Below are 20,517 nucleotides of genomic sequence, written 5' to 3'. Positions count from 1 at the left end.
GAAGTCACTGCGTGACGCTCGGGGCGATACCGGCCAGCGCGCAGTCGTGGCCGGGGCGGCACTGCACGGCAAGGGTCACGGCGCGTTCCTCGGCTCCGCTGCCGCCCTTCTTCCAGGCGATCTTCTGGTGCCCGTTGACGGTGACGACGTAGATGTACGCCTTGGTGATCGCGGACGGGTCTTCGGCGAGGGCCGCCTTGAAGGCGCCGGGGTAGTGGCCTTCGGTCGCTGTGCCAGTGGCGTGCTGATCCTGGTCTGCCATCCGTGACCACAGCACTGGATCGGGGACCTGGACGGAGACCGAGGCCCAGTCGGTGTAACCGTTCTGCCTGGTCATCCAGGCGTGCATCCCGGCGAGTTGCTGGTCCCGGCTGGTATCGCGGGTGTCGTAGGACCACAGCATCCGGGCCGCCGCCTTCGCGTAGGGGACCGGCTCGGCGGTCCGTGGAGGCTTCGCCACGCTCCGGGGCCCGGACCCGGTTCCGGGGGCGTGCTGTGCGCCGTTCTGCGGTGAAGAGTGAGGGTGCGGCGGGACGGGTGCGGCGGTCTGCGGGGCCGGGGGCTGGTCCCCGGCCCCGGACAGCCACGCGACGGCTGCCGTGACGGTGAGCACGACGGCGGCGGCCAGAGCGATGACCGCGGTGCGTCGCTTCGTTGACCAGCCCATGCCGTACGACGACAGCGAGAGCGCGGACGGTCGCTTCGGCATCAGTGGACCTGCGTGCCGAGGGCGGAGAAGAAAGCGATGATGCCGTTGGCGGCGCCGAGGCCGAGTGCGGCGCCGGCGCTGACGACGGCACCCTTCTTGCCGTTGGCTTCGGCCTGGTGGCCACCGGTGTGGTGGCCCCAGGCCCAGACGCCGAGGGAGACGGCGAGGGCACCGACGACGGCGATGATCCCGAACAGGTTGATGCTGTTGACGACGTTCTTCAGCACGGCGATGCCGGGCAGGCCGCCGCCCTGGGGGGAGATGCCTGGGTCGTAGGCGAGCTGGATAACGCGGGCTGCGAGGGGGTGGGACATGGGTGTGGCGGGACTCCGTGCAAAGCGGGCCAGGCGGGGGGCCGGCGGGGGAGAAGGGAAGCGAGAAGGGGTGTGCGCACAGGGGCGCGGAGGTAGCCGTCGCGGCGGCCCGTACGAGCGGGGGCCGGGCGGGCGGCGTCAGGTGACGCGGCGGGCGGCGAGGATGTCCCAGTCCTTGACCGGGGTGATCCGGACCGGCTTGGTGGTGCGTGGTGCCTCGATCACGAGGCCCTCGCCCAGGTACATGCCGACGTGCTCGGGACGTGCGGCGGTGCCGCGGCTGAAGAGCAGGTCGCCGGGCCGCAGTTGCCGGGGTGAGACCGCCTTGCCCTCAGTGACCTGGGTGTAGGTGGTGCGGGTGAGGGTGATGCCGGCGTGGGCGTATGCCTGCTGCGTCAGGCTGGAGCAGTCGCAGCGGCCCATCGGGTCGGGGCCGTGTGCGTTGGTGCAGGAGCCGCCCCACTGGTAGAGCGTGCCGAGCTGGCGCATCGCCCATGTGATGGCCTTGCGCGCCTTAGGCGCGGCGTCCTTGGGGATCGTGTATCCCTTCGGGACGCTGCCCTCGGGGATGGGACCGAAGCTTGAGCCGTCCTGGTCCGGCGGGCAGCCGGTGGTGGTCTGGGCCGGCTTGTGGGCCCCGGCGTTGGGGAACGTTTTGGCGATGGCCGTCTGGAGCGCGGTGGCGAGGGGCTCCCACCGTGCGTACGCGTCCGGGTAGCCGGACCTCTGGACTGCCTGGGCGGCCTGCGTGACGGCCATCTGCTGCCAGCCGTCCACCTGGAGCAGGTGTTCATAGAACTGCTGGCTGGCGTGGACGGGGTCGCGGATCTGCTGGGCGGTGCCCCAGCCCTGGGAGGGACGCTGCTGGAACAGTCCGAGGGAGTCGCGGTCGCCGTAGGCGAGGTTGCGCAACCGTGACTCCTGCATCGCCGTGGCGAGCGCGACGATCTGCCCCTTCGTGGGGATGTCGAGACTGATGCCAGTGGCCACGATGGTCTGGGCGTTGGGTACTTGTTCACCGGGCAGGTCCAGCCCCGTGATGTGGACGTCCCTGCCGGACGCTCCGTTGAGGACCTTGGTGACCTGCCTGGCGACTTGGTCGGCGTCGACGTGGATCGCGCAGGTGCTGAAGGAGCCGCTGCTCCGGGCGGCTTGGTTGGAGGAGACCAGCACCATGCCGGTGCCGGCGATCAGGAGCGGGGAGAGGAAGACCGCTCCGATTCCGGCGGCGAGGGCCTTCAACCCGTGCGGAGCACGCGGGGGTTGACGTTCTGGAGCAGAGGCGGATGGCGAGAGGTCATGGACTCGTCCTTCGGAGTGCGGTGTCCGGCGTGCCGCGTGCGCAGCCAGGGGCGGAAGGGCGTGGCGGCCGGGGCAGCAGGGGTATGGCCAGCGGCGGTGTGCGCCGGGCGGTTCCAAAACCGTAGATCCCGATGGGCGGACGGCCAAAAAACCGGGCTGGTGTGCCGGAATCCGATACACCAGTAGTGCGCTTTTTTGCCATCGGCGGATTCGCCCCTACGGTTTGCGGACTCCCCCGCCCTTCTCATTCCGCCGCAGCGGGACTTTGCCTGCCTGATTCCGGCCTGCGGGGCTCTCCGGCGAGACGGGTAATCTCTCCGCGCCTCGACACCTGAAATGAGGTCCCTCTTTGCCCTTTTCCCTCCACCAGGGCGACGCACTCAACGTCCTAGCCGGCCTGCCGAACGGCTGCGTCGACTCCGTGATCACCGACCCGCCATACAACAGCGGAGGGCGTACGGCCAAGGAGCGCACGAGCCGCTCCGCGAAGCAGAAGTACACCTCCGCCGACGCCAAGAACGACCTCGCCGACTTCACCGGCGAGAACATGGACCAGCGCAGCTATGGCTTCTGGCTGACGCAGATCATGACCGAGGCCCACCGCCTCACGAAGACTGGCGGCACGGCGCTGCTGTTCACCGACTGGCGCCAGCTTCCCACCACGACCGACGCGATCCAGGCGGCCGGGTGGCTGTGGCGTGGCGTGCTGGCCTGGCACAAGCCCCAGGCCCGACCGCAGAAGGGCCGGTTCACGCAGAACTGCGAGTTCGTCGTCTGGGCCAGCAAGGGCCCCATCGACGGCTCCCGCAACCCTGTGTACCTGCCCGGCATGTACTCCGGGTCCCAGCCCTCGGGCGCGAAGCGCCAGCACATCACCCAGAAGCCCGTCGAGGTGATGCGGGAACTCGTCAAGATCGCGCCCGAGGGCGGCACGGTCCTGGACTTCTGCGCCGGGTCCGGCTCCACAGGCGTCGCCGCCCTCCTGGAAGGGCGTGACTTCATCGGAGTGGAGAAGACGGAGCACTACGCGTCCATCGCCGCCGACCGGCTTACCGAAACGCTCCGTGAATCTCTCACACAGGACGACGTAATCCTCAAGGCTTGAATCGACGGCCGCGCTGCACGCGCCGCGGCCCGCCTTTCCGGCTCCCGAGCGGGTGACCCTTCGGCGCGGTCCGTCATTCCGCCTATTTTCCGCTCTCCATGCCCCCTTACCTTCCGCAGCTATTAGAAGGCCACACCTTTGCCTGAATCCATACACCCTCCGGACGGCGGGGAGCTGGAGCCCATTCGCATTCCGGATTCTGAGCTGGAGGGAATCGAGGCGAGCGTGCGCAGACTGATGGAACAGTCGGTGCAGCACGGTCGGCAGCTCGACCACCTCTCCTCCGCCCCGGCTCCGGGCCCGTCGCCGTTCGCCGCGTTCGGCATGCCGGGGCCCGGTGCACTGCCGGGCGCCGCACCGCCAGAGCCCCGCCCGATCCTCGAACTCCACGGACAGGAGCGCGAGGACGAGCAGGACGCCCTGACCGACTGGGTGGACGACTTCCTCCTCCCGGTCTACGGCGCGGAGGTCACCACCGCGGCGCCGTGGTGCCCGCAGTGGCAGAAGCACGACGATGTGCTGGCCTGGCTGCACGCCCTGTGGCTCGCGTACCAGCAGCACAAGGACCCTGAAGCCGGACTGAGCGGCCTGTTCGTGTGGCACCGCGACTTCCTCACCCACGCCATGGCGGCGATCCGCGCACCCGGCGGCCCGCTGTCGGCGTGCATGACCTCTCCCGAGCGGCCCACGCACCGGATCCTTCCCGGCCCGACACCGTCCGCCCGCTCGGACCAGGCCAGCGAGGCCCCGACGGAGCCCGCCAGCAGCGGGTTCGAGCTGACGGCATGAGCGAGCCGCATCGCACAGCCGCCTTCGGATTGAGCTTCGACCCCCGAGCCCTGACCGATCTCCTCCAGGCCCCCAGCGACGTACGCGACCTCACCCTCCTCTACCTGCAGGAACTCGTAACCGCGGAGCGCTTCGGGAAGCGACTCGACGGCGACCTGGAGGGATATCGCAAGCTGTTCGTGGATGCCCGCAAGGACTGGCGCGTCATCTACGGCATCCGCCCCGCCCCCGACGCGTCCGCGCACCGGCGGGAAATCTTCGTCGTAGCGGTCCGGCCGCGTGCGGGCAACAACGTCTACGACACGGTGGGTGCCCGACTGGGGATGTCCCGTCGGCCGGTGAGCGCCCGGACCCACGCGGCGCGCTCCCGCTCCCCGCAGCTCACCGCACCCCACCCCGCGCCCAGGCCCAGCCCGCCCGCCACCTCGCCGCCGGGTCCGCGCCGCCTCGCGCCGAACCCCGCGTCGCCCCATGCCCGCTGACCCCACGGAGAGCTCGCCTATGGCACCCGAACGCGCGACCAGCGCCGCCCGGCGCGCGGTCTCCTCGCTCGATGGCCGCATCGAAGCCAGCACCGGGCGCGGGCTCGACGTTCTGTGGGAGTACCGCGACCGGGGCGTCCTCGACGAGCGACATGCCCACCTGGTCGATGAGCACCGTGAACTGGTCAAGGCCGAGACCGGCGTGGCCTTCTACCTGAAACTGATCCACCGGCTGTCCGGCGGTGAGTTCACCATCGACAGCGCCCTGTTCGAGCGCATCGGCCGGGCTGTGGAGCAGTTGGCACAGACGACGAAGACACGTGATGCCGCCATCGAGCGGGTGATCGCCGCCCTGGCGCCCGTCGAGTCCACCGCCGCAACGGCCTTGCCCCCCGGAGGAGGCCCGGTTCCGGAGCGCGATCAGGCGCTTCTGCTGTCCCTGGCCAGCGGTGCCAAGCTCTACGAGCACCTGCTGACCGGCCGGAAGTCCGTGACCACTGCGTCCGGCACCCGTATCCCTTACGCCGAGCTGCAGAGGCTGGAGGACTCCGGCCTGGTCTCCCGCGACACCGGCCGCCCCGTGCACGCCGGCCAGCCGGTCACCCTCACTGCCACCGGCCGCGCCGCGCTGCTTGCCGCTCCCCGGCGCCCCGCCCCCGCCGGCACACCCGCGCCACGGCCAGGGGCCTGGCCCACCTCCGCAGCCCCCCGGCGCTGAACCCAACCGAAAGATTCGTGCTTGTTGCCCAACGAACCGAGGCCACCGAAGTGTTTTCGCGATGCGGGCTTCGATCTTAAGGACTTCCGCGCCGACGAGGAGGTCGCCCGCCAGCTCTACCGCGCGGTCGGCACGGAAGCGGAGTCCCTCGCCGAGCACCACACGGCCGACGGCGTGCACAGCTACTACGTTCTGCTCGACCGCACTGCCACCTGGGGAATCCCCGGTGAGCCGCAGCTCATTGCCGTGCACCTGCAGCGGGACTGGGAGCAGCGGACGTTCATCCCGGCGTACTCCGTACTGCCGCTGCCCCAGCTGGCCCAGTCCTGGCTCATCCGTCGCGGGTGTCCGCCCGACGCCCTCCAACTCGATGCCGGGTCGCCTCAGCCCGCTGACTGGGCAACGCGGGATCTGGCCAGCCGACTCGTCAGGGACGGTACCCGCTACGTCATGAGGGAGTCCTACACCGACGACCACAACGACGTGGTCGTCGTCGTCCTGGAGGACCCGGACGCACAGGCCAGGGCCCCGTTCCGCGTCGTGGTCGAGGAATTCGACGTGGACGCCATGACCTTCACTCTCCGCGAGGGCGCTTTCGCGGAGTTTGCCGATGCGTCGGTCTGGTGCTGGGAGCGGATCGTGGGCGAGGCCGGTCCTCTCCCGCCGGTACGCCCGGCAGCTGCACCTCGTACGGCCGCCCCGCCAACGGCTCCTGCTGTTTCACGCGCGCCCGGCCGCGCGCCGTGACGTCGACGCCGACGGGCGGCGGAACATAGCCGCCGGCCGCCGGTTAGCCAAACCGGCCATTCCGCGGACTCTGGGACAGCCGCCGGGAGTACTCCGCGGCACCCCACCTCGTCATCATCTTGCCTTCACGGAGGTCCCCTCCCCATGCGCTCTACCCGAATTGCCCTGTCCGCGACGATGCTCAGCGCACTGACGCTGTCGGTGCTGTCCGCCACCGCGGCGAGCGCCGCCCCACTCACCACCGCGACGCCCGACACCAGTTGCTCGTCTCTGCCGCCGCTGCCGTACAAGGTGCACGCCAAGGCCGTGACGATCCGGTCCAAGCCCACGACGAAGTCCACCGCGCGGGGCGTGCTCTACCCGAGCCACACCTTCACCGTCACTCAGAGGAGCGGCTCCTGGCTCTACATCACGGACAAGTCCACGGGCGTCCACGGCTGGGTCTCCGGCACCTACGTCTACCGCGACGCCCGCATGTGCCTGGACTAACTCGTACGCACCGCAGTCGTGCGGGTCGGTCGGCCGCCGTGGCGCGGACCAGTCCCTTCCAGATGCCTCGTTCCGGAAACGGAGTTGCCCCCTTGTCCGACGTGAACGATGGCCGCGACGATGTCGTGGGCCTGATCACCGAGCGGATCGAAGCCCGCTTCAGTATCAGGATGGAGCAGTTGAAGGGTGCGGTCGCCGCGGCGCCGACCGCGCATCCCGACGCCACCGTTCTCGTCCGGTGGCACGGCCTCCTCGTCGACGCCCAAGAGGTGCTCGACCACGCGGAGAGCGACCTTCTCGCGGTGCTGGAGACACAGCCCAGCGAGGTCGACGATCCGACGACGGACCTTGCTCAGCGTGTCAACGCGGCCGTCAGGGTGCGTGACGGCCGGGCCATGATCGTGGGATGGCTCCTCGAACTGGTCACCCCGGCCCTTGCCGGTGAGCTGATGGCCCGGTTCAACCGCGCGGCGCGGAACGGCCCGGCGGTGCAGACCAGCCCCGCACGTCGACCCGCAGTCCCTCCCACGCCGTCGCGAGCGCCCTCCGCAGGAAGGACCGGGTTGTGAGCCTCCAGCCCAAGCCCAGCACCGCGGACGGCCAGTTGCAGGAGGTCTTCGGTGCCCCGGTGGCTTCGCTCCACGCGAGTGCCGCCGGACCGGACGCCTCGCCCGCGCTCGGCCGCGCTCTGGAACTGCGTGCTTTCCTCGCGCTGGCAGAGGATCAGGTCGCCCGAGTCCGTGACCGGGTGCACGCGGACATGGCCCCGGACCGCGACATGGGCGAGCTGTCGGCGGACAAGCTCCGCTTCGACGCGCAGTGGCTGGAGGCGGCGCTCGCTGCCCGCGACAGCTACCGCGCCGCCCTCGGCGAGCTGCTGCGCACCATGCCGCCGCCTGCCCCGCAGCCCCGGCCCGTCCGCATGGCGCAGATGAAGACCGCCGTCCCGCTCCCTTCCGCTGCCGCCCCGGCACCCGTCCGTGCCGGGGCGGCCCGGCCCCACCGCCCGTGAAAGCCCCCTCTTGCCCGATCTCACCGCCACCGACATAGCCGGACGGATCGAGAACCTGTACGGCGCACCGCTCGCCGCCCTCGAAGCCCATGCCCATACGCAGCCGCCCGGCATGCTCTCCGCCCTGCTCGGCATGCACGACACCCTCGCTCGCGCCGAGCGCGGCGTCGCCTCACATCGCGGCCATCTCGCCCGGCTGATCCATCCCGAGCGGCAGATCGGCCGGCACGAGGTCTCCCATCTTCTCGACAGCACGCGTCGGCTGGCCGAAGCAGTCGCTGTCCGCGACGCCCAGTTCACGTCGGTCGTCGCTGTCCTGCAGAGCCTGGCCCGCGCCCCGGCCTCGACTCCTGCCGCTCCAACTTCGTCACCGCCCGTACCGGCTCCGCCCCGTCCGGCTGAGAGCCCCGTGCCGAACCGCTGACTCGCAGGTCCCCTTTACTCACCGAGGAGTTTCATCCCGTGGCCATCGCCGCCGCTTTGCCCCCTCACACCGCTGCCGACATCGCCCGGGTCACGGAAACCCTCGCCATGATCACTCCGCGATGGAATGTCCGGATCCTGCTAGCGCTCAACGATCGGCCCCAGCGCTACATGGAGCTGTGGGAGAAGCTGCCCTGGCTGCAGCCCGCCCAACTGCACCCCAAGCTCACGTCGTTGTGTGACGCGGGCCTTGTGCAGCGCACCAAGCACAGCCCTCGCCACGTCACCTATGCCCACACAGAGCGGGCCAAGGAGCTACTCCCGGTCCTGCCGCTGATCGTCGCGTGGGCCGAGGAGCATTTGGAGCAGGCAGACAGCCCGCTGACCGCGATCGAACAGATCGAGGACAGCCTCACCCTGCTCAACCGGAGGCACGCCGCCGCCATCCTGTGGGTGCTCAAGGAGCGCGGGGTGGTCGACGGCGGCACTCTGGGCCGGATGATCATGCCCAAGGACAGGTCGTCCAACGTCTACCCACCGCTGCGGCAGCTCGTCGCGGACGGGCTGGTCGACAGCGAGGGCGCGGGCCACCCCTTCCGGCTGTCTGCTGCGGGGGCCAGCCTGGCTCCTGTCTTCGGCGCCTTGTCCACGTGGGCTGCGGGACAGCCCCTCGCCCAGGCCGCGCGACACCCGTTGTGGGGGAATCCGCGAACGGCGCCCGCGGCCAAGCCGTGGGTCAGCAACCAGCCCCGGGCCCCTCGCACCGCGCTCCCTCAGAGCGGCGATCTGTTCTCCCACCCCCCGACCGCGCGCCCGAAAGCTGCTCTCCCGGCGGGAGGCCCGCACCGATGACCACCTCCGTCGTCCCGGCCGACCTGCGAAGCGCCGTCATGCTGCTGGCCTCGCCGTCCCTGATACGGCTGGTCACCGAGATCGACGACCACGGGTCGATACCTCCCCGGCGGCTGGCCGGTACTCTCCCCGACCTCACCTCGCACCACCTGCGGCGCGCCACCGAAGCGGCCCGTGCCCACGACCTCGTCCGGGACACGCCCGGCGCCGGACTCGAACTCACCCCGGCCGGCGCGGAGCTGGCCGACCTCTACGACACGCTTGGGCGCTGGGCACGACGCCACGCCTATCCGCTGCAGGTCTGCGATTTCACCACCCGCGTCCACCACACCCTCGGTCTCCTGACGCGGCCGCGGGTCGCTGAAGACACCGACGCTCAGCCGAGCGTTCGGGGCGTGCCCAGCGCCGAGGCCGAGCAGGATCTCGTCCGGCCCCGCGCTCTGCTGATCCAGTGGCTGACCGGCAACCCTCAGATCGGCGCCCTGCCCGAGTGCGAGTCGGCCGCGTGAGCGCGGGCGCCGTTCCCCGGCACGCGCTCCACACCGCCGGGCTGCTGCGCAGCATCTACATCCCGCGTACGGCCAGCGCCCTTGCCGCCGCCATGTCCACCTACGGCATCCCCTTGCTGGTCCTGGCCACCACGCACTCGACCACGCTGACCGGCTTGGCCTTCGCCCTGGAATGGGTACCCCGGCTCGCAGCGTTCGGATGGGCCGGCTCCCTCGTGGACCGGCGAGGGGCCTCGGTCATCTCCTTCCTCGCCTCCTCTGCACGCGCGCTGGCCCTCGCCGCCGGCGCGGTCCTGCTCCACCTCCACCCCTCCGGGGCGGCGGCGGCCGCGACCGTGATGGTGCTCGCGACCGTCACCGGGGGACTCACCGAGTTCAGCTACATCGCGGCCGAGACGGCGGGCGCCGCTGCCGGCCGCCGGGCGGGCACCGGGGCCCACCGCGTCCAGGCCGTCCTGCTCGGGATCGACCAGAGCGCCAACCTGGCCGGCCCGGCGCTCGCCGGACTGCTGCTGCTCACCGGGCCGCCGAACATGCTCGCGGTGATCACCGTGCTCTCCGGCGTGGCCGCGCTGCTCGCCCTGCGCACACCCCCCTCGCCCGGCGCCCCGACGCGCGCGGCGAAGGACACCCCCAGCGCCGGCCTGCTCACCGGATTGCGCACCATCCGCCGCCTGCCCACCCTGGGCTGGCTCGTGGCCGGCCTGACCCTCTCCAACCTCGCGATCAGCCTCCTGCAGGCCGCCGGCCCCGTGCTCGTCGTCCACCTCTACGGGCAGTCCACCACCGCTGCCAGCCTGGTCTGGTCCGCCGCTGCGGGAGCGACCCTCCTCAGCGCCACCCTCTGCCGGTTCGTCATCGACCGCGTCGGCCTGTGGCCGGTCGGCGCCGCCTGCGCCCTGCTCGCCTCGCTCGCCTGCCTTGCTGTTGCCCGCGCGCCCGACTATCGCTCCTATGCCGCCCTGGTCGCGGTCCTGATGGCGGCCGACGGCGGCATGACCGTGGTCCTGCGCACGCTGCGCTCCCACCTGATCCCGGAGGAAACGTTCGGCAGCACCCTGTCGGCGACCATCCTCATCCTCTTGCTGCCCGCCCCCGTCGCAGGCGTGCTGACCGCGCTGACCCCGACCGACGCGCTGGGCCACGTCATCGCCGCGTGCGCCGTCCTGCAGGCCCTCGGGCTGCTGTTCACCTTCACCCGCCTGCGCGCCGATCCCATCCTGCGCACCTGACATCCGTTTCCCCCGCCTGTGGAGAACTTCCCCCATGTCCACTGCCACTTCTGGCAGCCGCACCACCACCGAGCGGTTCCACACCTTCGACACGCAGAACCCGAACATCTACCGGGCGCTGGAGCGCATGACTGCCCGCCGCCTCGCCGCAGGCGCCACGCGGGCCGGGGTGAAGGACCTCTTCGAGGACCTGCGCCGCGACCTCCCCGACGGAGTCGCCGGGCTCAACAACGCCTTCAGCGCCCTCTACGCCCGTCGGCTGATCGCCGTCCACCCGCACTGGGCCGACAAGTTCGAGCTGCGCCGCCGCCGCTCCGCCTGACCACCTCCTCGCGCCATCCCGCCGTCCATCGTTCGGAGATCCCTTCCCTTGTCCACGCGCCCCCGCCTGCTCGTCGTCTCACCGGGCGATGAGCCGCTGCGCGGCTACTGCCTTGAGCAGGCGGCCGCCGCCTACGACGTGGTCCTGCTGACCGGCACGAACCCGTCCTGGGAGACGCCGTACCTCGTCGACCACGCCGTCACCGACCTCCACGACCCCGCCGCCGTGCTGGCCGCCGGCCACACCCTGGCCGCGCGGCACGAACTCGCCGGCATCGTCACCTGGGACGAGTGGCACCTCGTCACCACCGCCCGCCTCGCCCGCGCCCTCCGCCTGCCCTCGAACCCCGTCGAGGCGGTGCGCGCCTGCCGGAACAAGGCGGTCGCCCGCGCCCAGTTCGCCCGTCACGGTGTGCCCTCGGCCGCCTCCCTGAAGGCCCGCACCCTCCGGGAGGCCGAAGCGGCAGCGGAGACCCTCGGCTACCCCGCCGTGCTCAAGCCCACCGCGTTCGCCGGCAGCGTCGGCGTCATCCGCGTCGACCAGCCCCACGACCTCCCCGCCGCCTTCGACTTCGCCTCGGCTGGAGCAAGCCGCAGCCGCGAGGACACCGGCGTCCTGGTCGAGGAGTACCTCGACGGGCCGGAAGTCTCCGTGGAGTGCGTCACCCACCGCGGCAGCACCACCGCGGTCGCCGTCACCCGCAAACACCTGGGCCCCGCACCGTATTTCGACGAGACCGGGCACACGGTCGACGCCGCCGACCCGCTCCTGGCACCGGTCGCCCCCGTCGCCGCTGCTGCCGTCAAGGCTCTGGGGATCACCGACGGCGTGCAGCATGTCGAGATGCGCCTTGTCGGCGGACGGCCCAGGCTGATCGAGGTGAACGCCCGGATCGGCGGCGACATGATCGGCCAGCTCGTCCGGCTGGCCACCGGTATCGACCTGCCCAGGGCGGCCGCCGACGTCGCCTGTGATGCAGCTCCGGACCTCACCCCGACCCGCCGCGAAGCCGCGGGCATCCGCATGCTCTACCCGGCCGCCTCCGGCACCCTCACCGAGCGGCACATCAACCCGCCCTTCGCCGCACTAACCCCATGGCTGCGGCAGGTGCAGTGGCTCCGTGAGGTCGGCGAACCTCTCGTCCTGGCGCCCGAAGGCGATGTGTTCACCGCCAGGGCCGGGTTCTACGTCGTTTCCGGCCGCGACACCGCCGAGGTCCGCGAGCGACTCGACACCGTCGACGGCCAGATCACCGTAACCACGAGGACCGGCCGATGAGCCCCCGGCCCGATCTCCACCGCGACATCGACGGCGACGTCTACGTCTTCCCGCGCCACCTCGCCGGCAGCACGCCCACCGGCGACCCCGCCCTCGCACCGCTTCTGGACCGCGGCTGGGACCTCCAGTACGACGAGGACGACAACGTATATGTGAACGCCCCCGACGGCCGCGTGCGTCTGGGCTACCTCCCCGAAGGAGAGGACGACGGACTCTGGCGCATCAACGCCTACAAGGCCACGCCGTTCGACCCGCCGGTCTGGGGCGTCTGCTTCAACGACCGAGTCCCCACCGAGTTCGTGGCCGCCTTCACCACATCGCTCGCCACGACCTACCAAGCAGGCGCCTACCTCGCCCGGCCGGTGGCCGGGAGCGCTGAGCGCGATCCGTTCCACGCCGTCGTGCCGCTCCTGCAGCAGGGCTGGAAGATCGACCGCCCGCGCTGGGGCGTCTTCGCGGTCAACGCCCCCGACGGACTGGGCGGTTTGGAGTACACCACTGGGTACCTCAACCCGGCCGCCGAGCTGTCCACACGGGACGCCCGATGGCATCTGTGGGCAGGAAAGTCCATCGACCGGCCCTACTGGTACGCCACGGCCAGCACGGACACCCCCGTCGCGCTGCTCACCGCCCTGACCCGCTGCGTCGCCGACCCGGCCCCGCTGCCCCGGTGGCGCGCAGAAACCTCCAGCTACATGAAGGGCATCGCCCAGCTCATCCCCGTACTTCCACCGCGGCCCACGGCCCCTACCCCGCTGGAGGTCCGGCGTGCGGCAGCATCCCGACGACCCACCGCCCTCCCCGCACCCAGCATCACGCGCTGGAGCACCAGCAGCCGACCGGCCCTGCCCGGCCCCAGCCGGTAGAAGCTTCTGACCCGACCGGAGACCCTCCTTGCCCTCGCGAGCCCCTGAGTTCTTCGCGGAACTCTGCCTTCCCTTTCACGACAGCACCGTCGTGGGCAACACGTACCTCGCCGCGCCAACCCCGGGCGGGCACCTTCGGCTACGCATCGACTTATGCTGGCAACTGAGCACCGGTCTGTTCGCCATGATGAGCGAATCGTTCGTCACCTTTCCCAAGACCGGACGGTGGCCCTGACACGCCAATCCGCACGGTCGAAGGCGCTCCCCACTGATCACGGCGAGCCGGGCGCGACCCGGTGGGCGGCCTTACGACCGGGTGTGCCGGTCGTTGTGTTCCGAGGAAGCCCGGTCGGTAATTCGGCGCTGTCACCTTCAGGGCACTCGAGTTGGTCACCCGGCTGGGGCGACCTCGCCCACGGCTGGCACCTCGGCGGGTGTCATGTCGGTGCGGAGTCGGAGGACCCGCACGGGATGCCGCCAGACCCCGTTGGCCTGAGCGGTGTCCACCGAGATCTCGGCCACCTGGTCCGGCTCGACGAGCGTGACGTCCAGCGGGGTGGGCGAGCGCCAGGACGTCGTGAACGTCACGCCCTCCCAGGCGTGTCCGGGCCGGGCCGGGGCGAGCTGGGCGCCGATACGGCGGGCCTGGTCCGGGTGCAGGACTGTGCTGCGGGCCACCGCCCGCAGCACACCCTCCTCGTCACGGCGCCCCAGGATGAGAGCCTGTGGACGCGCCACCGTGCCCGTGATCGCGCCGACCACCGCCTCCGTGGTGTCCCGGCGGCGGATCTTGTACCAGCCCCGGGCGCCGGGCAAGTATCGCTGTCGGCGATCCCGGACAACGATGCCCTCGACACCGGGGACGCGCGTCCAGGTCGAGAGCCAGTCCTGCGCCACCCGCACGTCCTCCGTCTCCGGGCACAGCGTCCACGGCGGCCCGATGCCGTGCTCGGCGAAGAGGCGCGCCAGAAGGTCGCGGCGCTCGCTGTACCGCATGGTGAGCAGCTCCTCGCCGTCCGCCTGGAGCAGGTCGAAGGCGATGAAGTGGGCGGGGAGCTGCCCCGAGAGCAGTCCGGCGCTCCGGCTCCCGGCGGCCGCGCGCTGCTGCACCGCCTCGAAGGAGAGGTGGGCGCCGTCCCATACGACCACCTCTCCGTTTATGTGAGCTACCACATCTGTCTCATCAAAGGCTCTTCATCCACAGGAGACCACTGGTGTGAGTGGTTCGAAGGAGTGGGGAAGGCGGCCGAGCTCGCGCTCCGGGATGGTGGATGGATCCGGAGTCACCGAGGCGATCGACGTAGGGCGGGGATTGCTGTGATCGCGGATCTGTGCGCGACGAGCCGAGCTCGTGTGGAGAGCTGCTTGGGTATCAGGGACCCGGCGGCCGTGCTCGACCGTGCTGGCGTTCGTGAGGGTCAGCCGTTCATCCTGAGCGGAGACGGGTCGTATGACTTGCAGTTGAACCGTTTCCTGCGGGAGTTGCCGAGTTGGGGTGTAAGGGCCGAGAACAGCGTGCTGGGCTATGCCCGGGACGTGATGCTGTTTGTCCGGTTTCTGGAGACGTCGCGGTACGGCAGACCGATCTGGGCATGTGACGGTGACGACCTGCGGGCCTACAAGCGGGTGCGATTGTTGTGCGGCGGTCCGGATGCGGTGTCGGTGGGGACGTGGAACCGGTCGGTGGCAGCGCTGGACAAATGGGTGGCGTGGTCACTGGATGCCGGGTTGCTCAGGCGGGCGCCGTTTCGGTACGTCGACAAGACGGTGATGACGCCGGCCGGCCCTCGCCGGGTCCACGTGAACGCCGAGATGGAGTCGGATCCGCTGGACGAGCCGTTGCGGTTCGTGTCCTTCGAGGACTACCTGTTGTGGCGGAACGTCGGGCTGCGAGGGGAATTGCCGGAGGGCGGCGCGGATCCGGCGTGGCGGGGTCGGCACGGCGAGCGCAACGCCCTGTTCGCCGACGGCCTCGTACACAGCGGGATGCGGCTGGGCGAGGGAGCCTGCCTGCTGGTGCCGGAGGTGCCCCCGACGGGCGGGCCGGGCGAGTTCCGTGTTGCGGGGGCCGTGGCCAAGCGGCGCAAGGGCCGTCGGGTGTTCCTGCCGCCGCGCAAGGTACGTCAGTTTCACCACTTCCTGGCCGTGGAGCGCGACGCGATCGTGGCCCGCTGCATGGCCGAGGGCCGCTTCGTTCCTCCGGCTGCGGACCGGACGGTGATCCGCACGGGCCGGTACGGGCTGGTGCTGAGCGGCAGCGCCCGGAACTGGCCGTACGGGCGGATCGACCCGGCGGAGCGGCGCCGCCTGGTGCGGCGCACCGGTGAGCCGCTGTGGCTGTGGCTGGCCGATGGCGGGCGGCCGCTTGAGCCGGCCGCGTGGCAGGCGGTGTTCCGGCGGGCGAACGCACGCTGTGCGGCGTTCGGGATCGAGATCGAGGTGCACCCGCACACGCTGCGGCACACCTATGCCGTGTACATGCTGGGCTTGTTGCTGCGGCAGACGGTCCGGGCGCTGGGCCGGCGGCTGGACGGGCCGCTCTCGCGCGCGGAGCTGCGGCGGCTGCTGATCGGAAATCCGATGCGGACCCTGCAATTGCTCCTCGGCCATGCCCGCGAGGCCACCGTCTACGTGTATCTGGACGTGCTGGACGAGGCGCAGGAGATTGTGCTGGCCGCGCTGGCCGAATGGGACGCGCAGAGCGTGGCGTTGGAGCGGGCCGGAGAAGCATCGTGAGCCGGCGGGTACGGTTCCCGGCGCCGGAGGATCTGCCCCCGGAGCCGGAGGCGGTCCCAGCGGTAGGCCCGGTGGCGTTCACCGCGAGGTTCTCCGGCGGAATCGAGCGGTGCTACGACTTCTCCGCGCTGGGTTGCCCGCGGCTGGTGCGCCATCTGGCCCGGGCGCTGGCGGGGCTGGCCGGGGTGGAGAACCGCCACAAGTACGTGGGGACGACGGACGGCTACGCGCAGACGCTGACGGAATTCGTCGCCCACGTGGCGCAGCGGACGGACACGCCGGACGGCATGGACCTGGAGGACCTCCTCCCGGAGTTCCTGTACTCCTTCGAGATGAGCCTGGCGGCCCGCTACAAGGAGTCCTGCACCACGCCGTACGTGCGGATGCAGCAGGTGGTGAAGCTGTTGCGGATCATCCGGGATGATCACCCGGACAGGCTGAGCACGGCGATGCAGGCCCGGTTGGGCTTCACCGCGGTCCGGGTCGGCCGGGGCCGGGGCCGACCGTTGGACGCCTACTCCGATGCGCTGTTCGATGTGGTGCAGGCCGCGGCCCTGGCCGATGTGCGGGCGGCGCGCGATCGGATGCTGGCCGGTGAGCGGCTAGCCGCAGCCGGCCGGGATCCGGTCGGCGGGGGCTGGCACGGCTGGACCCGGGAGAACGCGGCGTGGCACATCACGCGCCGCGGCCCGCTGACGCGAGCCTTGCGCGCGGAGCGCGGCGCCATGGACAAGATCACGGAGCTGGGCGGGATCGGCCGGCTCAACAGCCACTTCTTCCTCACGGCTCACGACGTGCTGGCCTTCGTGGTGCTGCTGATGTGCCAGACCGGCCTGGAGCCGGAGGCCGCGTGCGGTCTTTCGGCCGACTGCCTGATCAACCCGGCCCGCGGGTATGTGAGCATCGCCTATGTCAAGAACCGGTCCCACGGCCAGTCCCGCAAGACGCTGCGGGTGACCGACGGCGGTGCCGTGCACCAGCCGGGCGGCCTGGTCCGTCTCGCGCTGAGGCTGACCGCTCACGGCCGCAGCCTGACCGGCACCGAACTGTTGTGGACACACGTGCTGCGCGGCGGGCAGGTTATTGCCACCTTCGGCCGCCACCGGGCCACCTCTCTCACTTCGGTCAAACAGGCGTTCCTCGAACGCCACCAGCTCGCCCCGCTGCTGGAGGCTGCTGGAGAAGACGCGTCACTGAGCCTGCGGCGATTGCGCAAGACCTACAAGTCACGCCGCTACCGGCAGACCGGGGGAGTGCTGGAGGACTTCGCCGAGGGCCACAGCCCCCGGGTCGCGGTCAAGCACTACGCCGACATCGACGCGCACCGTCCGCTGCACGAGGAAGCCGTCGAGAAGGGCCTGCACGAGGCATTGCAGGCCGCGCTGGAAGCCCCTGTTGTTCTCGACGAGCAGGGCAGTCGCCTGGACGCGTCGGCGGCTGAGCTGCCTCCCGACGAGGTGGCGGTGGCCCTGTCCGGGGACAACGACGTGTGGCTGGCGTCCTGCCGTGACTTCCATGCCTCGCCGTTCGCCCGCCGCCCGGGGGCTGGTTGCCCAGTGGCGGTGTGGGGCTGCCTGGAGTGCCCGAACGCCGTCTTCACCACCCGGCACCTGCCCGCGATTCTCAGCTTCGCCAGCTTCCTGACCGCTCAGCGTGAGGAGATGACGATGCCGGAGTGGAACGCCCGGTACGCACTGGCCTGGGAACGAATCACCACCGGCATCCTGCCGCAGTTCAGCACAGAGCAGCAGGCCACCGCCCGGCTCATCGCCGAGAGCCACGAGGCCGCCCTGCACCTGCCCGGACAGATCCTCCAAGGACTGACATGACCTCCACCGCCACCTCCGCGGTTCCCGCTGAACCGCCCGGGCCGGACCGGGCGACGGAGGCCGAGCCCGTCCCGGCCGACGCGCCGGTGCTGCCCGATCATGTGCTGGCCGCTACGGGCCATCCGGGGCCGGGACCTCGCTTCGCTGACGCGGTGTGGGACCTGGGCCCGTTCCTGCCGCGCAGCACCAGCCAGCGCACGATCGTGTTCACCTCGGTGGCCGACCCGGTCACTGCTCTGGTCCTGCGGGAATACCTCTACTCCCGTCTGCGGCGCGGCAACTCCGCTCTGGTCCGGCGAGGCCCGATGAAGCTCACCGGCATCTTCGGTGCCGCTCAGAAGGCCCGGACCGTCATCGCCACCCTGCAGGCGGTCGGCGCCCGCCGGCTGAGTGAGGTGACCTCGGATCACCTGCAAGCCGCGCTGGAGCGCTGGCAGGCCGTCTCGGCTGAGGAGGCGGCCCTGCGGGTGACCGCCGTGAAACACCTGTTCGCCCACGGTCCGTTCCTGACCGCCGACCGGCTGCTGATCAACCCCTGGCCCGGCCGGTCCGCGCACGCAGTGGCCGGAGTCGTCCGCGACGAGGAGAACACCACCGAGCGCATCCCCGAGGAGATCATCGCTCCGCTTGTGAAAGGCGCCGTCTTCTACGTCACCACCGCCGGCCCCGACATCCTGGCCGCGCGGGCCGAGTACGCCGAACTGGCCGCCGCGCACAAGGCACAGCGGCGTCCTGGGGGCAGCGGATCCGCCCGGGCCCGGATCGAGGAGTACGTGGCCGAGCTGCGTGCCACCGGTCGCGGTGTTCCCGCCCTACCCGCGCGCCAGGCGTCGCGCGGGCCGGGCGTCCTGGCGGTCGACGGAGTACCGCAGGCACCCAACGTCGCGCTCGTCGCGCGCCTGACCGGGGTGTCCAAGTCCGCTGAGGTCCGTCGGTACCTCACAGAAGCGGCCACCGAGCTCGGCTACCAGATCGGTGGTCTGCGGACCGCGCTGTCGAACTGGCCCGGCAGCGGACGTCCGTGGCGGCCGGGCCTCGGCCCGCTGGAGCTGGCCACCGAAGTGGTTCAAATGCGAATGGCCTGCTGGATTGTGATCGCGTACCTGTCCGGAATGAGAGATGCCGAGGTTCGGGAACTCGCCCCCGACTGCGCGTTCACCGAGAACGGCCCTGACGGCCGGATCCGCCACAAACTGCGCGGCCGGGTCCTCAAAGGCCGCAAGCTCGCCGGCGAGGAAGCCGAATGGGTTGTCCTCGACATCGTCCACCAGGCCGTCGCCCTCCTCAACGCCGTCAACGACGACCCGACCCACCTGTTCGGGCACAAGGGCATGACCAGCAACAACCTCGTCCTGTTCGGCTCGGTCAACAGACGCCTCAACGACTTCCGCGACCACCTCAACGCACTGTTCAGCACCCCAGACGGCCCCTACGTGCCCCTGCACGCGGCCGCACCGGCGCCGGACACCGACCCGCCCGCTCACGAAGAACCGGACCGTGAGGAAGGGAACGATGTGGAGGAGGAACTCGTGCCGTGGCGGCTGAGCACCCGGCAGTTCCGCCGCACCCTTGCCTGGCACATCGCCCACCAGCCGTTCGGTGTCGTCGCGGGCGCCCGGCAATACCAGCACGCCGAACTCGCCTTGTTCGAAGGCTACGCCGGCACCTCCGCCTCCGGATTCGCCACCGAGGTCGCCGCCGAGCGCGCCATCGCCCAGCTCGACTACGTCGAGGACCTCTACCGCGACTGGAACGACGGCCACCGCACCAGCGGCGGCGCCGCCGACCGTGTCAACGCCGAGTTCGACCGCATCCGCCGGGAACTGGGCGACCTGCCTGGCATCACTGCCAGCCCGGCACGGCTACGAACCATGCTGCAGCACTTGACGAAAACCCTGCACCCTGGCGTCCTCAACGACTGCTTCTACCAGCACTCCACTGCCGTCTGCGCGAAACGGGCTAACCGCACAGGCCGCCCCCTGCCTCTGCTGACCATGTGCCTGACCTGCCCCAACGCCCGCCGCTCCAGCGTCCACCTGCCCCGTCTGACCGCAGCCCGTGCCCAGGCCCAACGCCCGATCGACGCCCCGGCAGGACTATCCCGGCTTCAGACCGCCGCGCTGACCACCCACATTGCCGAACTCGACCACGCGATCGCGGAACTCCGCACGGACACAGAAAGCCCCAACGGATGAACGACCCGGACACGCTGCGACTGCGGCACACCCTGGAGCAGGCCGGTATCCCCGTACGGCCGGGCGCCGACCAGGCTGTCGTCCACGCCTTCGAGCGGATCGTGGCCGGAACTCCCGAACACACCAGCGGCGCCCTGACCGTTTCCACGCTGTGCACAGAGGCCGGCATCTCGCGCGCCACCTACTACCGCTCACCCCTGGCAAAGATCATCACCGGGCTGCTACGGACGCCGGACGCGCCTCGCCCGCGGACCGACACCCTGGCTGCGGACATTGTGCGCCTCAAGAAGGCGGACCGAGCGCTGCGCTCACAACATGCGGCTGAACAGCGGGAGGCGCGCGCCACCATCGCCGCCTATGCCAACCACATCCAGGCGCTGACCCTACGTAACGCCGAACTCGAAGCGGAGAACGCCGCCTTGCGCGAGGTTCTCCACCAGACCAGTGACAACGTAGCCTCCTTTCCCGCCACGTCCTGAAGGCTGCCAACCGAAGGACTACCGCGCCCGTACCCCAGCCGGAGGCAGCAGCGGCAACTTTGCGATTCGGCCGTCGCCCACGCCGGTGAGTACTGCTTCGCACTTCCAGCGCTGGTCGCTCAGTGCCTG

General features: G+C 70.7%; 23 protein-coding genes. 19 read left to right on the top strand and 4 right to left on the bottom strand.

Translation table 11 applies throughout. The features are described 5' to 3' along the window. Positions 1-4: 4 nt before the first annotated feature. The 3 genes from ABZ898_RS04240 to ABZ898_RS04230 form a co-directional block, all read right to left on the bottom strand. A complete protein-coding gene (locus tag ABZ898_RS04240) occupies positions 5-709 on the bottom strand; it encodes a hypothetical protein (protein WP_361652585.1) in 705 nt (234 codons plus the stop codon). Beyond that, positions 709-1,023 carry a DUF6112 family protein gene (locus ABZ898_RS04235; RefSeq protein WP_361652583.1) on the bottom strand — a complete coding sequence of 105 codons (315 nt, stop codon included), beginning with the start codon at positions 1,021-1,023 and terminating at the stop codon, positions 709-711. The genes ABZ898_RS04240 and ABZ898_RS04235 overlap by 1 nt, the downstream gene beginning before the upstream one ends. A gap of 138 nt (positions 1,024-1,161) precedes the next feature. Further along, positions 1,162-2,265, bottom strand: a complete 1,104-nt coding sequence (locus ABZ898_RS04230; protein ID WP_361652581.1) for a C40 family peptidase — start codon at positions 2,263-2,265, stop codon at positions 1,162-1,164. A 409-nt stretch (positions 2,266-2,674) separates the two neighbouring features. Here ABZ898_RS04230 and ABZ898_RS04225 point away from each other — a divergent pair, with 409 nt between their 5' ends. The 15 genes from ABZ898_RS04225 to ABZ898_RS04155 all read left to right on the top strand — a co-directional run bounded on the left by ABZ898_RS04225 (position 2,675) and on the right by ABZ898_RS04155 (position 13,149). Then, on the top strand, positions 2,675-3,430 hold the full coding sequence (locus ABZ898_RS04225; protein ID WP_361652579.1) for a site-specific DNA-methyltransferase: 756 nt from the start codon (positions 2,675-2,677) through the stop codon (positions 3,428-3,430). A 237-nt stretch (positions 3,431-3,667) separates the two neighbouring features. Further along, positions 3,668-4,219 (top strand): DUF4913 domain-containing protein, encoded by a 552-nt coding sequence (locus tag ABZ898_RS04220; RefSeq protein WP_361653106.1) that lies wholly within the window; start codon positions 3,668-3,670, stop codon positions 4,217-4,219. Further along, positions 4,216-4,701 carry a hypothetical protein gene (locus ABZ898_RS04215; protein WP_361652577.1) on the top strand — a complete coding sequence of 162 codons (486 nt, stop codon included), beginning with the start codon at positions 4,216-4,218 and terminating at the stop codon, positions 4,699-4,701. The genes ABZ898_RS04220 and ABZ898_RS04215 overlap by 4 nt, the downstream gene beginning before the upstream one ends. Positions 4,702-4,720: 19 nt before the next feature. Beyond that, positions 4,721-5,419, top strand: coding sequence for a hypothetical protein (locus ABZ898_RS04210; protein WP_361652575.1), 699 nt, complete (start codon positions 4,721-4,723; stop codon positions 5,417-5,419). 21 nt (positions 5,420-5,440) lie between these two features. Beyond that, positions 5,441-6,166 (top strand): hypothetical protein, encoded by a 726-nt coding sequence (locus tag ABZ898_RS04205; protein ID WP_361652573.1) that lies wholly within the window; start codon positions 5,441-5,443, stop codon positions 6,164-6,166. 144 nt (positions 6,167-6,310) lie between these two features. Further along, the gene (locus ABZ898_RS04200) at positions 6,311-6,655 is read left to right on the top strand and encodes an SH3 domain-containing protein (RefSeq protein WP_361652571.1); all 345 of its coding nucleotides are present in this window, start codon (positions 6,311-6,313) and stop codon (positions 6,653-6,655) included. 92 nt (positions 6,656-6,747) lie between these two features. Beyond that, positions 6,748-7,224 carry a hypothetical protein gene (locus tag ABZ898_RS04195; RefSeq protein WP_361652570.1) on the top strand — a complete coding sequence of 159 codons (477 nt, stop codon included), beginning with the start codon at positions 6,748-6,750 and terminating at the stop codon, positions 7,222-7,224. After that, positions 7,221-7,667, top strand: coding sequence for a hypothetical protein (locus ABZ898_RS04190; RefSeq protein ID WP_361652568.1), 447 nt, complete (start codon positions 7,221-7,223; stop codon positions 7,665-7,667). Before ABZ898_RS04195 ends, ABZ898_RS04190 begins: the two co-directional genes overlap by 4 nt. Before the next feature lie 10 nt (positions 7,668-7,677). Then, entirely contained in the window at positions 7,678-8,091 is a 414-nt protein-coding gene (locus ABZ898_RS04185) for a hypothetical protein (RefSeq protein WP_361652566.1), read from the top strand. Between the two features lie 38 nt (positions 8,092-8,129). Then, entirely contained in the window at positions 8,130-8,942 is an 813-nt protein-coding gene (locus ABZ898_RS04180) for a winged helix-turn-helix transcriptional regulator (RefSeq protein ID WP_361652564.1), read from the top strand. Next, positions 8,939-9,451, top strand: a complete 513-nt coding sequence (locus ABZ898_RS04175; RefSeq protein ID WP_361652562.1) for a regulator — start codon at positions 8,939-8,941, stop codon at positions 9,449-9,451. Before ABZ898_RS04180 ends, ABZ898_RS04175 begins: the two co-directional genes overlap by 4 nt. Next, positions 9,448-10,683: an MFS transporter gene (locus ABZ898_RS04170; protein ID WP_361652560.1), complete on the top strand. Its 1,236-nt coding sequence runs from the start codon at positions 9,448-9,450 to the stop codon at positions 10,681-10,683. Before ABZ898_RS04175 ends, ABZ898_RS04170 begins: the two co-directional genes overlap by 4 nt. Positions 10,684-10,717: 34 nt before the next feature. Beyond that, on the top strand, positions 10,718-11,005 hold the full coding sequence (locus tag ABZ898_RS04165; protein ID WP_361652558.1) for a hypothetical protein: 288 nt from the start codon (positions 10,718-10,720) through the stop codon (positions 11,003-11,005). Positions 11,006-11,053: 48 nt separating this feature from the next. Then, positions 11,054-12,283, top strand: a complete 1,230-nt coding sequence (locus ABZ898_RS04160) for an ATP-grasp domain-containing protein (RefSeq protein ID WP_361652556.1) — start codon at positions 11,054-11,056, stop codon at positions 12,281-12,283. Then, on the top strand, positions 12,280-13,149 hold the full coding sequence (locus ABZ898_RS04155; RefSeq protein WP_361652554.1) for a DUF317 domain-containing protein: 870 nt from the start codon (positions 12,280-12,282) through the stop codon (positions 13,147-13,149). Before ABZ898_RS04160 ends, ABZ898_RS04155 begins: the two co-directional genes overlap by 4 nt. 390 nt (positions 13,150-13,539) lie before the next feature. Here the strand turns inward: ABZ898_RS04155 and ABZ898_RS04150 are convergent, their stop codons facing one another. Next, the gene (locus ABZ898_RS04150; RefSeq protein ID WP_361652552.1) at positions 13,540-14,322 is read right to left on the bottom strand and encodes an ATP-dependent DNA ligase; all 783 of its coding nucleotides are present in this window, start codon (positions 14,320-14,322) and stop codon (positions 13,540-13,542) included. Between the two features lie 192 nt (positions 14,323-14,514). Between ABZ898_RS04150 and ABZ898_RS04145 the strand changes: the two genes are divergently transcribed. The 4 genes from ABZ898_RS04145 to ABZ898_RS04130 all read left to right on the top strand — a co-directional run bounded on the left by ABZ898_RS04145 (position 14,515) and on the right by ABZ898_RS04130 (position 20,388). Continuing rightward, positions 14,515-15,885 (top strand): site-specific integrase, encoded by a 1,371-nt coding sequence (locus ABZ898_RS04145; protein WP_361652550.1) that lies wholly within the window; start codon positions 14,515-14,517, stop codon positions 15,883-15,885. A gap of 71 nt (positions 15,886-15,956) precedes the next feature. Beyond that, positions 15,957-17,714 (top strand): hypothetical protein, encoded by a 1,758-nt coding sequence (locus tag ABZ898_RS04140; RefSeq protein WP_361652548.1) that lies wholly within the window; start codon positions 15,957-15,959, stop codon positions 17,712-17,714. Continuing rightward, entirely contained in the window at positions 17,711-19,909 is a 2,199-nt protein-coding gene (locus ABZ898_RS04135; protein WP_361652546.1) for a hypothetical protein, read from the top strand. The genes ABZ898_RS04140 and ABZ898_RS04135 overlap by 4 nt, the downstream gene beginning before the upstream one ends. Beyond that, positions 19,906-20,388: a hypothetical protein gene (locus ABZ898_RS04130; RefSeq protein ID WP_361652544.1), complete on the top strand. Its 483-nt coding sequence runs from the start codon at positions 19,906-19,908 to the stop codon at positions 20,386-20,388. Before ABZ898_RS04135 ends, ABZ898_RS04130 begins: the two co-directional genes overlap by 4 nt. Positions 20,389-20,517: the final 129 nt, after the last annotated feature.

The organism is Streptomyces sp. NPDC046860 (assembly GCF_040645115.1).
Taxonomy (GTDB): domain Bacteria; phylum Actinomycetota; class Actinomycetes; order Streptomycetales; family Streptomycetaceae; genus Streptomyces.
This window is presented reverse-complemented; position numbering and strand designations above follow the sequence as displayed.